General features: G+C 55.4%; 15 protein-coding genes. 13 read left to right on the top strand and 2 right to left on the bottom strand.

Features of this window, described 5'->3' with window-relative positions; all coding sequences use genetic code 11:
- Positions 1 to 517: 517 nt before the first annotated feature.
- From ABU190_RS25490 to ABU190_RS25475, 4 genes are read left to right on the top strand one after another with little or no spacing between them, the layout of a single operon-like run.
- Positions 518 to 1726 carry a SpoIIE family protein phosphatase gene (locus ABU190_RS25490; RefSeq protein WP_296414737.1) on the top strand — a complete coding sequence of 403 codons (1209 nt, stop codon included), beginning with the start codon at positions 518 to 520 and terminating at the stop codon, positions 1724 to 1726.
- Positions 1727 to 1734: 8 nt separating this feature from the next.
- Positions 1735 to 2316 (top strand): SiaB family protein kinase, encoded by a 582-nt coding sequence (locus tag ABU190_RS25485; protein WP_041852240.1) that lies wholly within the window; start codon positions 1735 to 1737, stop codon positions 2314 to 2316.
- Entirely contained in the window at positions 2309 to 2725 is a 417-nt protein-coding gene (locus ABU190_RS25480) for a DUF1987 domain-containing protein (RefSeq protein ID WP_071193932.1), read from the top strand. The genes ABU190_RS25485 and ABU190_RS25480 overlap by 8 nt, the downstream gene beginning before the upstream one ends.
- A complete protein-coding gene (locus ABU190_RS25475) occupies positions 2719 to 3483 on the top strand; it encodes a GGDEF domain-containing protein (protein WP_335255545.1) in 765 nt (254 codons plus the stop codon). Before ABU190_RS25480 ends, ABU190_RS25475 begins: the two co-directional genes overlap by 7 nt.
- Before the next feature lie 38 nt (positions 3484 to 3521).
- Here the strand turns inward: ABU190_RS25475 and accB are convergent, their stop codons facing one another.
- Both accB and ABU190_RS25465 read right to left on the bottom strand, forming a co-directional pair.
- On the bottom strand, positions 3522 to 3983 hold the full coding sequence (accB, locus tag ABU190_RS25470) for an acetyl-CoA carboxylase biotin carboxyl carrier protein (RefSeq protein WP_354692738.1): 462 nt from the start codon (positions 3981 to 3983) through the stop codon (positions 3522 to 3524).
- Between the two features lie 585 nt (positions 3984 to 4568).
- Positions 4569 to 5171 (bottom strand): cupin domain-containing protein, encoded by a 603-nt coding sequence (locus ABU190_RS25465; protein WP_271850193.1) that lies wholly within the window; start codon positions 5169 to 5171, stop codon positions 4569 to 4571.
- A 208-nt stretch (positions 5172 to 5379) separates the two neighbouring features.
- Between ABU190_RS25465 and ABU190_RS25460 the strand changes: the two genes are divergently transcribed.
- The 9 genes from ABU190_RS25460 to preA all read left to right on the top strand — a co-directional run bounded on the left by ABU190_RS25460 (position 5380) and on the right by preA (position 14194).
- Positions 5380 to 5931, top strand: coding sequence for a chromate transporter (locus ABU190_RS25460; protein ID WP_354692737.1), 552 nt, complete (start codon positions 5380 to 5382; stop codon positions 5929 to 5931).
- A complete protein-coding gene (locus tag ABU190_RS25455) occupies positions 5928 to 6458 on the top strand; it encodes a chromate transporter (protein ID WP_296414733.1) in 531 nt (176 codons plus the stop codon). The genes ABU190_RS25460 and ABU190_RS25455 overlap by 4 nt, the downstream gene beginning before the upstream one ends.
- A gap of 282 nt (positions 6459 to 6740) precedes the next feature.
- Positions 6741 to 7580, top strand: coding sequence for an ABC transporter ATP-binding protein (locus ABU190_RS25450; RefSeq protein WP_071193935.1), 840 nt, complete (start codon positions 6741 to 6743; stop codon positions 7578 to 7580).
- On the top strand, positions 7570 to 8451 hold the full coding sequence (locus tag ABU190_RS25445; RefSeq protein ID WP_041852248.1) for an ABC transporter permease: 882 nt from the start codon (positions 7570 to 7572) through the stop codon (positions 8449 to 8451). The genes ABU190_RS25450 and ABU190_RS25445 overlap by 11 nt, the downstream gene beginning before the upstream one ends.
- The gene (locus ABU190_RS25440) at positions 8448 to 9521 is read left to right on the top strand and encodes an ABC transporter permease (RefSeq protein WP_354692736.1); all 1074 of its coding nucleotides are present in this window, start codon (positions 8448 to 8450) and stop codon (positions 9519 to 9521) included. The genes ABU190_RS25445 and ABU190_RS25440 overlap by 4 nt, the downstream gene beginning before the upstream one ends.
- 47 nt (positions 9522 to 9568) lie before the next feature.
- Positions 9569 to 10585: an ABC transporter substrate-binding protein gene (locus tag ABU190_RS25435; protein WP_041852249.1), complete on the top strand. Its 1017-nt coding sequence runs from the start codon at positions 9569 to 9571 to the stop codon at positions 10583 to 10585.
- 42 nt (positions 10586 to 10627) lie between these two features.
- Positions 10628 to 11275, top strand: a complete 648-nt coding sequence (locus ABU190_RS25430; RefSeq protein WP_354692735.1) for a TetR family transcriptional regulator C-terminal domain-containing protein — start codon at positions 10628 to 10630, stop codon at positions 11273 to 11275.
- Positions 11276 to 11508: 233 nt separating this feature from the next.
- Positions 11509 to 12897 carry an NAD(P)-dependent oxidoreductase gene (locus ABU190_RS25425; protein WP_354692734.1) on the top strand — a complete coding sequence of 463 codons (1389 nt, stop codon included), beginning with the start codon at positions 11509 to 11511 and terminating at the stop codon, positions 12895 to 12897.
- A complete protein-coding gene (gene preA, locus ABU190_RS25420; RefSeq protein ID WP_354692733.1) occupies positions 12890 to 14194 on the top strand; it encodes an NAD-dependent dihydropyrimidine dehydrogenase subunit PreA in 1305 nt (434 codons plus the stop codon). Before ABU190_RS25425 ends, preA begins: the two co-directional genes overlap by 8 nt.
- Positions 14195 to 14202 lie beyond the last annotated feature (8 nt).

Here is a 14202-nt window from a genome sequence, read left to right as displayed (position 1 = left end):
GTAATGACATGGTATCTCTCGCATCCCAGGGCATAAGTGACTCCATAAACGGGTTCTTATGCCTCAGTTGTAAGTGTCTACCATGTCCCCGAACAAGCGTTCACTATGTCTCCGGACCGTACACCCCAAAGAGGAGAGGGGACCGATCGTGCTCGCATTTTTTGTGGGGATTCCTCACCCCTTGAGGGAGAGGGAACAGCCGCAGACCCCTCCCTGCCACTTTTTTGAAAGTTGCACAAAATTTGGGGTTGATAACCAAGATGATAAAGATTATCTTTCTCATCACCGAATAGTTGAGTGAATCGCTCAGGTATTCGGTACGACATTGCTCACATTGCTTCCAGTATTATTTGCCCGCACGTCACGTGCGGGCTTTTTTTTGCCTCTGGCAAAGTGGCTGTGATTTGCCTTTAGGAACAATAATCTACCGTAATAATCATCTGTAATCCGCTGCAATGAAACCGTCACAATCAGGCTTTATCCTCAGATTATTCTTATCAAGGAAAACAGCAGGATCATGGATATACCTCTTTCATCGCGGCAGCTTACTGCGGGCGTGTTACGTATTGCCGTTCCGCACGTAACCCCCGAAGCAAATAATGTGCAGGTCATGTCGATGTTCTCCGAACATAAGTCACTGATTGGCTTACCCGTTCTTGAACAGAATCGCCCTATTGGCATGATTAATCGCCACATTTTTCTTTCGCAGATGAGCCGTCCGTTTTTCCATGAACTGTATGACCAGAAAAGCTGCATCGCGTTTATGGATAAAACGCCGCTCATTGTCGAGGCTGACGCAGGCCTGGATTACCTGGCCGAGCGCGTCATCGAAACGGGCGATAAAGCGATTACCGAGGGGTTTATCCTTACCGAAGACAACCAATACATCGGCATTGGCCTCGGTCTTGATCTGATTCGCACGGTATCGGATTTGCAGGCGAAACAGCATATGCAAATCATGCAAAGTATTGAATATGCGCGCATCATTCAGGAGTCCATGCTCAGCCGCTCACGGCAAAACATTGAGCAAACGCTGAATGACTGGTGTCTGTACTGGCACCCGCGTGATTGTGTAGGCGGCGATATTTACGCCTTTCAGCGCTGCGAAAACGGCTGGCTTCTGGTGCTGGCCGACTGTACCGGACACGGCGTTCCCGGTGCGTTTATGACCTTTATTTTTTCGTCTGCGCTCGAAAAAGCGCTGACTCAGGCGCAGGCCCACGAGCCAGATCGCCTGCTCGCGTCAATCAACCATTATATAAAACAGACGTTGAGCCAGAGTCATCCCACCGCAGATATGGGCCAGTCCAACGACGGTTGTGACGCCATCGCCGTGTTTGTCGATACGCAAAATGAGCAACTCATTTGGTCTAACGCGCGTATGCATGCCTTTATGCTCGGCGCGGACGACGAAGAGGTCGTTAATCTTGACGGCGATCGCAAAGGTATCGGCTATTCAGATACGGCCACAGATTATCAGTGGCGTCGTCATCAGCGTCCGTTACGTCGCGGCGATCAGTTGTTGATCGTAACCGATGGCGTAACCGATCAGATTGGCGGTCCGCGGGAAATAATGTTTGGTAAGAAGCGTATTCAGTCATTGTTATTGCAGCAACGTGCGCTGCCAATGTCATCCATTTCCGAGGCGCTACTCCTGGCGCTGACGAGCTGGCAGGGCAAGCAATCCGCGCGTGATGACATGACCTGGTTTGGTTTCCGTTGGTGATAAATTAAATGAAAATAAGCGACCTGCAGGTCAAAGAAGCGGTTTTGCTCCCCCTTTTTACTCTTCAGCGGCAAAGCGCTGTCGAGCTTTTTTACACGGGCTATTTTTCCCAACAGCACATTGTGTCGATGGGTGACGTGATGCGCACGTGGCTGGATAAACATGAAGCCTCCTCTGCGACGCGTCGCAAATTATTCTCCGTCTTTATCGAGATGGGGCAAAACATCGTTCGCTATTCATCGGATGAACGCTTTCTGTGCACGGGCCAGGATGAATTGCGCTATGGTTCACTGTGTTTTCACACCGACCAGGCAAATTATTACCTCGAAACCGCAAATCTGGTTGGCCCGGAAGAATCCTCTTTGCTAAAAACAAACCTCGAAGTCCTGCGCACAATGACCCAGGCGGAAATCCGCAATGCCTGGAAACAGGGATTACGCAGTGAAGCACCCGCCACAAGCAAGGGCGCGAACATTGGTTTGTTGACCATGGCGCGGGATACCAGTGAGCCACTGGAGTATCGCATTCATCCACTGGCGGCCAGTCCGTTGTCCGCCTTTCACCTAAAGGCAACGTTTTGCCATGACTGATATGACATTAACCTCTTCCATTGAGCAGCCCGCAACCCAGGCCACACCGGAAGTGAATTTTGATTTTTCAGCACATCGTCTGGTGCTTAAAGGTGAAGCCTATCCTGAAAATGCCGCGGCGTTCTTTCGCCCGCTGTTGCAGGCCATTGAGAACTGGCTGCAAGACAAACCGGCCACCGATGAACCGGTTCGTCTGCATGTCGCGCTGAGCTATTTCAATAGCTCCAGCACCAAGCTGTTATTTGAACTGTTCGAGTGTCTGAACGGCTTTGCGAAAGGCGGTATCGCCTGCGAGCTGCACTGGTACTATGACGAGGAAGACGATATTTCCGAAGAGTTCGGTCAGGAGTTACGTATCGACTTCCCTTCCCTGGCGGTCTTTCTTATCCCGGATCTTGACGCATGCTAGATATTAATGAGCTTTTCAAGGAGGAATATTCCGTACTCGAAGAGGCTCGCCTGGCGGCGGCAGACGCCACGCTGCCCGCAGACGCCTGTCGTGAAAAGCTGTGGAGCGTGGCGAAGCATTATCAACGCCTGATCCGCGAATCCTACCGCGTGATCAGCCGCAGCGACCGTGCGGAACGTGAACTGAACCGTATGAATGAGCAACTGCAAAAACTGGCGGCGCAGCTTGAGTATGAGGCCACGCACGACCCGCTCACCGCCGTCTTTAACCGCAGTGCCATCATCAACCACATCAATAAATCTCTGACGCAGGCAAACGTCGCCCTGATCCTGCTGGATATTGATCACTTCAAACGCATCAATGATGAATATGGTCACCCCACGGGTGACAGGGTGATTTGCGCGCTGGTGTCGCGCATTCGCCGCGCGCTGCCGGAAAGTGCATCCATTGGTCGCGTCGGCGGTGAAGAGTTTACGATTTTACTGCCGGAAGCCCGTATTGAAGATGCGATGATCATTGCCAGTTACATTCACTCTTCCCTGAATGCATCACCGCTGGATGTCTTACCGCAACAACTGGTGACCGCCAGTTTCGGTGTCAGCCTTGGCATGAAAAACAGTGATTTTGAAAACCTGTACAGCGCCGCCGACGCCGCGCTTTATACAGCGAAAAAACGCGGGCGTAACCAGGTTGCGCTGCATGAGGATTTTTTTCGCCAGCCCCCCCCGGTCCAGGCGAACATCGCACTCGTCCGTTAGGGTAGTAGAGCATCCTGATATGCCGGTCGTCAGTCGCGTTATTCGATGACGACCAGCGGCTCGTCAAACTCAACCGGCTGACCACTTTCCGCCAGAATCGCCTTCACTACTCCTGCTTTGTCCGCTTCGATCTGGTTCATCATTTTCATCGCTTCAACGATACACAGGGTATCGCCCACATTCACTTTCTGGCCGACTTCACAGAACGCTTTGGCATCCGGGCTCGGCGTGCGATAGAAGGTCCCGACCATAGGGAAACGCACGATGTGACCACTGATTTGTGCGGCAGCAGACTCTGCCGCCACTGTGGTTACGACTGGCGCAACTGCGTTTGACTGTGCTGGTTGCGGCATTACGGGGAGGGTATACGTATGCTGTGTCGCAGGGGTAGCGACCGCGCGACTGATACGCACCGACCCTTCGCCTTCGGAAATTTCCAGTTCGGAGATGCCTGACGCTTCGACCAGTTTGATCAGTTGCTTGATTTTCTCAATATCCATAGGGATTCTCAGTGGTTCAGTGCCGGATGTCGCGCAAGTGTAACGACGTGAATATGCAGTGTATAGAAGAGGTTATTGCAAAGCGCAACGATAAACAGGATCTCCGGCGATCGAAGGAGAATAACGAAATGCACAGGATGAATAAAAACAGCGGCGCTAAAAACGATTAAGCCCTGGCAGATGCCAGGGCCTGGTGTTTTAAGTCGAGCAAATACTTCAAGTTTATTTACCCTCCCGGCGCTTATCTCCGGCACTCACTATCTATTGTGGCGTTAGCTCTGTCTGGGGGTGAAGCCATAGTAGTCTATCGGAAAATTCCTGGCAATAAGCAGATCATACCAGCTTTTCAGAATTATGACGGCGATCATAATTTCCTAAAGGTTCCAAAAAAAACCACTAAATGTCCAAAAAAAAGCCAGCTCTCACGAGCTGGCCGCAACATGTCCAAAACCTTTTATCCAACAATGTCTTTCAATAGAGAAGACCATCATTACATACACAGAGAGCTTTGCATTCCTAATGCGCTTTAAGCGTAGACCGCAAAGTTAGCCCTGCCATAAAACAAGAAAATTCCTGGCAACACGATTAAAGCCATTGCTCTAAAAGCAATCCCTGCGCGCCAAAAACCGGGTCGCTATGAGGAAATGTCGCACTGGCAATCGCGGCTAACCTTTGCGCATCGGCTGCATCACGGCAGAGATCGAAATCCTGCCCTGGTGGATACGCGCCGACGACGGAAAAATCCGCGCTACTGCCGAGATTACAGTGCCCCGTCCCGGCAGGTAATACCACCACATCACCCGCCCGCACGGTCAATTCTTTACCACCCGGACCACCCAACATTAGCCTGGCTTCACCGCCGACAATCCCCAGCACCTCATGCGCCGTGCTGTGGTAGTGGTGGTAATCAAATACCCCGTCCACCCATTGCGGCGGCCAGCCATTTTTCGCAAACAACTGCTGTGCGTCCTGGGCTGTTGCCCGCCCCGGAATCACCTGACGATACAGCAACACGGGCAACACAGGATTATTGGGTACCCACTCTTTTGGCGAAAGCAAGAAAGCCCCGGTCACGGGAGCCGAAGCTGCCGCGGACTGCCCCTTTTCAGCCGCCTCGAGCAACCAGGGAGTCGTCAGCGCAGCGCCAGAAAGCATCTTCATAAAACAGCGACGATTCATATCAGCCATAGCACCTCCTGCATGTTGATCCGTCTCCTTAGCGTAGATGAAATCCCGCCGTCCCTTCGCCCTCTTGCGATATCTGTCGCTGCGGATCCCGGCGGCGATCATTTTTCTGCCGATGAAATTCCTGTAATTTCATCAAGATTACAAATGGGTTATCGATCGCCAGGGATCCGGCCATTAAAGGTAGGTCGTTGTGCAAGAAAATAAGAAGATGTCCGCGTCGCCTGACGCGAAACCCACATTGGGGCAGCTCTGGCTGGCCTGTTTTATGTTAGGAGTGACCGGGTTTGGCGGGGTGTTGCCGCTTATGCACCGGGCGCTGGTGGAAAAAAAGCGCTGGCTATCAGAACAACGCTTTGCCGAACTGCTGGGGCTGTGTCAGTTTCTGCCTGGCGGAAATGCCGTGAATTTATGCGTCGCCACCGGGGTAGAATTTCATGGCATAAAAGGGGGATTTGTCGCGCTGGTGGGGTTACTGACCGCACCGCTGCTGGTCATCGTCTGTCTTGGCAATATCTGGCTGCTCTGGCATGACAACCCACTGGTCGCCTCGGTCTTTGCCGGTATATCCGCCGCTGCCGCGGGGCTTATCATTGCTACTGGCCTGAAAATCCTGCGCTCAATGCCGCGTGCGCTGACATCGTGGCTTATTCTTGGCGGGATCATTGTTGCGATTGCCCTTTTCCGCCTGCCGCTGCTGCCAGTCTTACTGGTCGCCGTGCCGCTGAGTATTATGCTGAGCTACCGGAAACACACATCATGACAACGCTGTTTTCCCTCGCCTTCATTTTTTTACAGCTCTCGTTTTTAGCCCTGGGCGGCGGTAATGCCATTATCCCTGAGTTGCAACGCCAGGTGGTCGACGTGCATCACTGGATGACCTCACGGGAGTTCAGCGAACTGTTCGCCCTCGCCCAGGCCGCGCCTGGCCCCAATATGATGATTACCTCACTGGTCGGCTGGCGTGTTGCGGGCATCGCCGGGCTGATGGTGTCAACCGTTTGCCAGTTCATCCCCTCGTCACTGATCGTGGTGGCGTGCGTAACCTTATGGAATAAGAACACCGACGAGAAAATGAAACGCGTATTAAACCATGCGTTAATCCCGCTGACGGTCGGGCTGGTTATCTCCGGCGGAGCGCTGGTCGCCGGAGCGGTGATCCATAATTATCTGCAACTCGCCACGATTGCGGTCTGTATTGTCCTGTTTTTGAAAACCCGCCTTTCGCCGCTGATTTTACTGGCCGCAGGCGGAATAGTCGGACTGATAGCCGCCTTATACGGGCTCTAACCTCATCTGCCACACCGTCATATCCAGACTGTCACTCCCCCTTTGCGAAGGGGGCGTGTAACCTGCACACTAGCGCTTCTTTTTTCACCGAATTCGGCCCAACTTCCCCACACACCCTTGCCCCACGACTACGCACCATTGTCGACATTTGCACCAATTTAGCCATCAAAAAACCTTATCTTGCCGTCAAAAACCGCGAAAAACCGCCTTTTAACGCCTGGCACAAAAATGGCATAGAGAAACAAACTTAACCAGTTAGTCAAAAAACAGGGGAGGCCTGGAATGAGCCAGTTGATCTATGCAGAGGAATCTGCGGTCGTACCGTTAAAACCGGCAACCGCCACCGCACGGCCTGCCATCAGGGTAAACCAGGCCAACGTGATTTATCCGGCAGCCGACCAGCCGGTACATGCGCTCAAAGACATTAACCTGACCATTCGCCAGGGGGAGTTTGTCTCGTTTATCGGCCCTTCCGGCTGTGGCAAAACCACGTTATTGCGTGCCATTGCAGACCTCGAACCCATCACCTCCGGTGAAGTGCTGGTTAACGATATGTCGCCTTCGGAGGCACGCCAGGCGGGGGCCTACGGCTATGTCTTTCAGGCCCCGGTCCTGTTGCCATGGCGCACCGTGCTGGCCAACGTCAAACTGCCGCTGCAAATCCAGGGCGTGCCGCCGGAGCGCTGCGACGAAATCGCCCGCGAGCAGTTGGCACGCGTCGGGCTAAAAGGCTTTGAGAAAAAATATCCGTGGCAGCTTTCCGGCGGCATGCAACAGCGCGTCTCCATTGCCCGTGCGCTGGGTTTTGAACCCAAAATTCTGATGATGGACGAACCCTTTGGCGCGCTGGATGAACTGACGCGCGACAACCTCAACCAGCAATTACAACAACTGTGGTTTAACGAACAGCGCACGATGGTCTTTGTGACCCACTCCATTTCCGAGGCCGTCTACCTGTCGACCAAAATTGTGGTGATGTCGCCGCGTCCGGGCAGAATTGTGAAGGTAATTGACTCTCCGCTTCCGGCCGGGCGCTCCCTTGCCATTCGCGATACCCCCGCGTTTTTACAGCTCGCCGCCGACGTGCGCGAAGCACTGGTGGAGGGACATCATGACCATTAGTCAGCGTCTGCATCTGCACGTTCTGCCCGTCGGCAGCGTATTGCTGGTGGCGTTGATCCTCTGGTACGTGCTGGCCTTCGCCCTGAATGCTTCCGGGGTGATCGACCGTGTACTGACCCCGCGCGGCCCCTGGACAAGTACAGACCTGATTGCCGCCTCCCTCAATGCCACCCGCCCGCTGCTACCCGCGCCGCATCAGTTGGTTATTGATATCTGGAACAGCATCACCCAGTGGCCGCTCACTTCGCCTCGCAACCTATTACTGCATACTTGGGTGACTGCCAGCGCCGCGCTGACCGGTTTCGCCATGGGCGTAGTGCTAGGCGTACTGCTGGCGGTGTGCATTGTCCATTCACGGACGCTCGATAAAGCGCTGATGCCGTGGATTGTCGCCTCGCAAACCATTCCGGTACTGGCGATTGCCCCCATCGTGCTGATTATTCTCGGCAGTCTGGGGGTTACAGGTATGCTCCCCAAAGCAACCATCGCCATGTACCTGTGCTTTTTCCCGGTCACCATCGCCACCGTGCAGGGACTGCGTTCGCCGCAAAAAATGGAGATGGAACTGGTGCATACCTATGCCGCCAGACGGGTCGATATCTTCTGGATGGTGCGTCTGCCCTCCTCTTTGCCCTATCTCTTTCCGGCCTTTCGCGTCGCCATTGCCAGTGGTCTGGTCGGCACGATGGTGGCGGAGCTGCCCACCGGCGCACAGGCCGGACTGGGGGCAAGGCTGCTCACAGGCTCCTATTACGGCAACACCATTCAGATCTGGTCTGCGTTGGTGATGGCCTCCCTGCTGGGTCTGGCATTAACCGGGCTGGTAACCCTGACCGAACGGCTGGTGATGCGCCAGCGTAAGGGGGCATGATGAAAAAAAATACAACGCCCGGCACCCTGCTGTTAGTCAGCGCCTTCATTGTTGCCGTTTTGTCGCTGATTCAGTTAAGCGGAGACAGCGATGCCGCTTATGGGCTTCGTTTCCACGCGCTGCTGCTTGTTGTCTGTTCGCTGCTGGCCTGTTCACAGACGGCTTTGCGTAGCGTGCTGTTCGCCGCTGCGCTCGCAGGCAGCGCACTTTGGCTTGCGCTGTTGCCGTTTAATGGCCTGAGCACCCTCGCCCTGGCGCTGCTTGCCGCCGTCAGCGTACAGCGACTGGCGAGCGCCCCGGTCCCGCCTGCCGCCGTCGCCGCGCTGCTCGGTATCTGGCTGCTGTGGTTCTGGCAGATTCTGGTCACTGGCTTTGCCGTTCCGCAGGTCATCCTGCCTGCGCCACTGGATATTCTCACGGCGTTAGTCGACGGCGTCTCACTGCTGGCGGGTGACCTGGTACAAACGGTCCTCAAATCGGTGCTGGTGGGATATCTGCTGGGTTGTGGTTTAGGCATTGGCGTGGCGCTGCTTATTGACCGATTACCCTTCCTGCAACGCGGGCTGCTGCCGGTCGCCAGCCTGACCAGCACCGTGCCACTGGTCGGCGTCGCGCCTATCGCGGTGATGTGGTTTGGTTTCGACTGGCCGTCAAAAGCTGCCGTGGTCATTCTGGTGACCTTTTTTCCGGCGCTGGTCAGCACGCTTGCCGGGCTGAAAGCAAGCGGCAGGCTTGAGCAAGAGCTGATGTATTGCTACGCCGCAACGCCCCATCAGCAGTTGCGCATGCTGCGCCTGCCCGCCGCACTGCCTTTTATTTTTAGCGCCCTGAAAGTGAACGCCACCCTGGCGCTGATTACCGCCATCGTCGCCGAATATTTTGGCTCACCGACCGCCGGGCTTGGCTTTCGTATCTCCACAGAATCGGCGCGCATGCATATGCCCATCGTGTGGTCAGCGATTGTGGTGTCTTCGCTGGCCGGTTCGCTGATTTACACCTTGCTGGTCCGGCTCGATCGCCGCGTAAATTTCTGGCATCCCTCGATTCGCGGGATGGCAACGGAAAAGTAAAACAACATAAAAACATGATGATGCACACTAACCCGAGGAGTTATCCCATGATGAAACGTTCCGCTTTTCGCCGGGGGTTGTTGCTGGCGGCAATGTCTGTGGCTTTTACCTTTTCAGCACACGCAGCAGAGAAAGTCACGCTGCAGTTGAAATGGGTACCGCAGGCGCAATTCGCTGGCTACTACGTGGCACAGGAAAAAGGGTTCTATAAAGAGGAAGGACTGGATGTCACGATCAAACCCGGCGGTACGGATATCTCCCCGGTTCAGGTAATTGCTGGCAAATCCGCGGATGTCATCGTCAACTGGCTGCCAGATGCGCTGGCCTCACGCGAGGCGGGCGTGCCGCTGGTGAACATTGCCCAGGTTTACGATCGTTCCGGGATGATGCTGACCTGTAAAAAATCGAGCGGCATTAAAACACCTGCCGACTTCAAAGGTAAAACACTGGGCGTCTGGTACGGCGGTAATGAGTACCCCTTCTTCAACTGGATGAGCAAACTGAACCTGAAACCGGGCAAAGACATTACCATCCTCAAACAGGGCTTTAACGTCGATCCACTGTTGCAGGATCAGGCAGCCTGTATTTCCACCATGAACTACAACGAATACTGGCAGTTGATCGACGCAGGATTGAAAGAAGCGGATCTGATCACCTTCCCGTATGAGGATCAGGGCGTTTCTACCCTCGAAGATGGCCTGTATGTGCTGGATTCCAGCCTGAAAGACCCGGCGTTCGTCGCCAAAATGGCCAAGTTCCTCAAAGCCTCGTTCAAAGGCTGGGATTACGCGGTGAAACACCCGCAAGAGGCGGCGAAAATCGTGGTTGCTGAAGATGCGTCCGGCGCCGCCACCGAAGAGGTACAGACTCGCCAGATGGAGAACGTGGCGAAGCTCATCACCAACGCCAACACACCGAAAATCGGCTATCTCGACCCGGCGGCCTACCGTCGCACCATTGATGTTTTACTGCACAGCGGTGGCGATACCCCGGTAATCAAAAAAGATCCGGGTGACAGCGCGATGACCCATACCGTCTGGGATGCCGCGGCGAAGCTGAAATAACCCCTCCCCCGCCAGGGAGGGCGGATTTCACTGGAGCCTGTCATGAACGAAAGCCTGCTGAGCGGCATTGCGGTCTCGCTGGAGAAAGGGCGTATTCGCCAGGATAACGAGGCGATCATTATGCCCGCAGCCGAACGGGTCTTCGCCCGTTATGGATTTCGCGGCACCACCATGCAACAGATTGCCGATGCCGCTGACCTGCCCAAAGCCAATCTTCACTACTATTTTGGCAATAAACAAACCCTTTATTTGCGCGTGCTGGAGTGCATTCTGCACGACTGGCTGGCGCCGCTGGAGGGGATCTCGGCCCGCGCCGATCCCAAAACCGCGCTGGAAGAGTATGTCCGTAAAAAGATCGGCTTTAGTTTTGCCCGCCCGGAAGCCTCCCGCCTGTTCGCTAATGAGATCCTGCAAGGCGCGCAGGTGGTTCACCCACTGCTAAAAACACAACTTCGACAACTGGTAGCGGAAAAGGCCCGCATCCTGGATGGCTGGATTGCGCTCGGCAAGCTCTCTGCGATGGACACCACCCATTTCTTTTTTACCGTCTGGTCGATGACCCAAACCTATGCGGATTTTGATATCCAGATTGCCGCCGTGCTGGGAGAGGACTCGCACAGCAAGACGGCACAGCAACGGGCGACAGAACATGTATTGCGTTGCGTCTGGCGGATCTGCGGCCTTGAATAATCTTGCCGCAAAATGCAGCAATTAGCGTCAAATAAGGTGCGAAATGCACCAAAAGACAGCAATAAAAGCCCGGTTAGTTTGTTCATGTTTCTCTGCTCGCCTGAATTTACGCGTCATGCAGCAAACTTGTCGCAAATGGCACGTAATTAGCATGGTTATTACGCGAAAACTTAACCATCTGGTCAGGATTTTAACGCGGGGAGAGATAACCCCACTGACAATTCAGGAGAAGCATGATGAGCAACGATTCAGGTAGCCACGCCCAGGGGATGCAGGCCGCACGGCTTGCTCCCGACGCGTATGCCCGCGAGTTTGCGGACTGCGCGCCCCCGTTAACGGCCACCCAGGCGGTGATTGAAGCAGAACGCTGTTACTACTGCTTTGACGCCCCCTGTTCGCGGGCCTGCCCGGCGGATATTGATGTACCGAGCTTTATCCAGCGCATCGCCCAGAGCAACGATCGCGGTGCGGCAGAGGTCATTTTACGCGCCAATGTGTTAGGCGGGATCTGCAGCCGCGTCTGCCCTACCGAAACCTTGTGTGAACAAGTCTGCGTACGTAACGCTCAGGATGGTCGCCCACTTAATATCGGCCTGCTTCAGCGCCACGCCACCGATCATTTTTTTGCTAACCCCGGTAAACCGCTGTTCGTTCGTGGGCCTGAAACCGGCAGGCGTGTTGCCGTGGTCGGCGCCGGTCCCGCCGGGCTTACCGTCGCTCATCATCTGGCGATAGCAGGCCACAACGTGGATCTCTTTGATGCCCGCAGCAAAGCAGGCGGTCTGAATGAATACGGCCTTGCCAGCTATAAAGTGACCGACGATTTCGCCGCTCGCGAAGTGGCCTGGCTGCTCTCCATCGGCGGCATTACGCTGCACACGGGTAAAACGCTGGGCGAAGATTTCAGCCTCGCGCAGTTACGGGCCAGCCACGACGCGGTATTTCTCGGCCTTGGGTTGGCGGGTGTTAACCGACTGGAAACCGACGACGCAGAACCCGAAGGCGTTTGTGAAGCGGTGGAGTTTATTGCCAGGTTGCGCCAGTGCGCGGATCTCAGCGAGCTCCCCGTTGGCCGCAAAGTGGTGGTGATTGGTGGCGGCATGACCGCCGTCGATGCCGCCGTTCAGGCGAAAAAGCTTGGCGCTCAGGAAGTCACGCTGGTCTATCGCCGTGGCGAAGCACAGATGAAAGCTTCAGAAAAAGAGCGCCAGTGGGCACAGCTTAATGGTGTAACGATACGCCTGTGGGCCGCCCCTTTGCGCTTCGAGCAGCGCAATCACCAACTGACCGGCGTGACATTCAGCGTGGTGCGGCAAGGGGAAGTCAGCGATGAGACCTTCACGCTGGAGGCCGACATGGTGCTTAAAGCCATCGGTCAGACCTTCGACAGCGCCCCTGTCGGGCAAACCATTCAACTTAAACACGGGCGTATTGCCACCGACGAGTGCGGTCGCACCTCGCTGGCGGACGTCTGGGCCGGAGGTGACTGCTGTGCAGGTGGTCTTGACCTGACGGTCGATGCCGTACGCCAGGGCAAACTCGCCGCCCGCTCTATCGCGCTGGCCCTCACTATCTCCGACGCCGCTAACGCCACCTCATTTCAGGAGCACTCTCATGGCTAGTCTGCATACCGATTTTCTGGGCATCAAAAGCCCCAATCCGTTCTGGCTGGCGTCTGCGCCGCCTACCGACAAAGAGTACAACGTGGAACGCGCCTTTCAGGCGGGCTGGGGCGGCGTGGTGTGGAAAACGCTCGGGCTGGATCCGCATGTGGTGAATGTCAGTGGGCCGCGCTACGGCACTTTACTCGGGACCGATCGACGCGTTCTGGGACTGAATAATATCGAGCTTATCACTGACCGTACGCTGGCCATCAACCTTGAAGAGATTACCCGCGTCAAAAAACGCTGGCCCGACCGGGCGGTAGTGGTGTCGATCATGGTGCCTTGCGAAGAAGAAGCGTGGAAAACCATTCTGCCGCAGGTAGAAGCCACGGGGGCAGACGGTATCGAGCTTAACTTCGGTTGCCCGCATGGCATGAGCGAGCGCGGGATGGGCGCGGCGGTCGGCCAGGTGCCGGAATATATCGAAATGGTCACCCGCTGGTGCAAGCAATATTGCAGCCTGCCGGTGATCGTCAAACTGACGCCGAATATCACCGACATTCGTTACCCGGCGAGAGCCGCGAAAGCGGGCGGCGCGGATGCCGTGTCGCTTATCAACACCATTAATTCAGTGATTGGCGTCGATCTCGATCAGATGTTGATGTCGCCGCATACCGGCAACCAGGGTTCTCACGGCGGCTATTGCGGCCCGGCGGTGAAGCCGATTGCGCTGAATATGGTCTCGGAAATTGGCCGCGACGCGCAAACCCGTGGTCTGCCGATTTCCGGCATTGGCGGCATCTCCACCTGGCGCGATGCGGCGGAGTTTATCGCGCTGGGGTGCGCAACGGTGCAGGTCTGTACCGCCGCGATGGTTCATGGCTTCCAGATTGTGCGCGACATGATAAGCGGCCTTGAAAACTACATGGACCAGAAAGGATTCCGGACCCTCGAAGACTTTCGCGGCATGGCACTGCCAAGCGTTACCGACTGGCGCTATCTCAACCTCCATCACGTAGATAAAGCGGTGATCGACCAGGCGTCGTGCATTAAGTGCGGGCGCTGTCATCTGGTGTGTGAGGACACGTCGCACCAGGCGATTTCCGCCACCACAGGTGACGAACGGCGTTTCGAAGTGCGCGAAGAAGATTGTGTCGGCTGCAACCTGTGTGCCTCGATTTGCCCGGTGGAGAACTGCATTTCACTGCGCAGTCTACAGCCCGGCGAAGTGGATAAGCGTACCGGCAAGGTGGTAACGGACCAGTACGCCAACTGGACGACGCACCCGAATAACCCGATGACCGCCACGGCGTAGTTGACGGT

Origin of the sequence: Phytobacter sp. RSE-02 (assembly GCF_040578655.1) — a bacterium.
Taxonomy (GTDB): domain Bacteria; phylum Pseudomonadota; class Gammaproteobacteria; order Enterobacterales; family Enterobacteriaceae; genus Phytobacter; species Phytobacter diazotrophicus.
The sequence above is the reverse complement of the archived record's forward strand: the minus strand, read 5'-3'. Positions and strand labels throughout refer to the sequence as shown.

Coding starts and splice junctions, on each gene's coding strand:
- ABU190_RS25490 (WP_296414737.1), top strand. CDS start 518: ATGGATATACCTCTTTCATCGCGGCAGCTTACTGCGGGCGTGTTACGT.
- ABU190_RS25485 (WP_041852240.1), top strand. CDS start 1,735: ATGAAAATAAGCGACCTGCAGGTCAAAGAAGCGGTTTTGCTCCCCCTT.
- ABU190_RS25480 (WP_071193932.1), top strand. CDS start 2,309: ATGACTGATATGACATTAACCTCTTCCATTGAGCAGCCCGCAACCCAG.
- ABU190_RS25475 (WP_335255545.1), top strand. CDS start 2,719: ATGCTAGATATTAATGAGCTTTTCAAGGAGGAATATTCCGTACTCGAA.
- accB (WP_354692738.1), bottom strand. CDS start 3,983: ATGGATATTGAGAAAATCAAGCAACTGATCAAACTGGTCGAAGCGTCA.
- ABU190_RS25465 (WP_271850193.1), bottom strand. CDS start 5,171: ATGGCTGATATGAATCGTCGCTGTTTTATGAAGATGCTTTCTGGCGCT.
- ABU190_RS25460 (WP_354692737.1), top strand. CDS start 5,380: ATGTCCGCGTCGCCTGACGCGAAACCCACATTGGGGCAGCTCTGGCTG.
- ABU190_RS25455 (WP_296414733.1), top strand. CDS start 5,928: ATGACAACGCTGTTTTCCCTCGCCTTCATTTTTTTACAGCTCTCGTTT.
- ABU190_RS25450 (WP_071193935.1), top strand. CDS start 6,741: ATGAGCCAGTTGATCTATGCAGAGGAATCTGCGGTCGTACCGTTAAAA.
- ABU190_RS25445 (WP_041852248.1), top strand. CDS start 7,570: ATGACCATTAGTCAGCGTCTGCATCTGCACGTTCTGCCCGTCGGCAGC.
- ABU190_RS25440 (WP_354692736.1), top strand. CDS start 8,448: ATGATGAAAAAAAATACAACGCCCGGCACCCTGCTGTTAGTCAGCGCC.
- ABU190_RS25435 (WP_041852249.1), top strand. CDS start 9,569: ATGATGAAACGTTCCGCTTTTCGCCGGGGGTTGTTGCTGGCGGCAATG.
- ABU190_RS25430 (WP_354692735.1), top strand. CDS start 10,628: ATGAACGAAAGCCTGCTGAGCGGCATTGCGGTCTCGCTGGAGAAAGGG.
- ABU190_RS25425 (WP_354692734.1), top strand. CDS start 11,509: ATGATGAGCAACGATTCAGGTAGCCACGCCCAGGGGATGCAGGCCGCA.
- preA (WP_354692733.1), top strand. CDS start 12,890: ATGGCTAGTCTGCATACCGATTTTCTGGGCATCAAAAGCCCCAATCCG.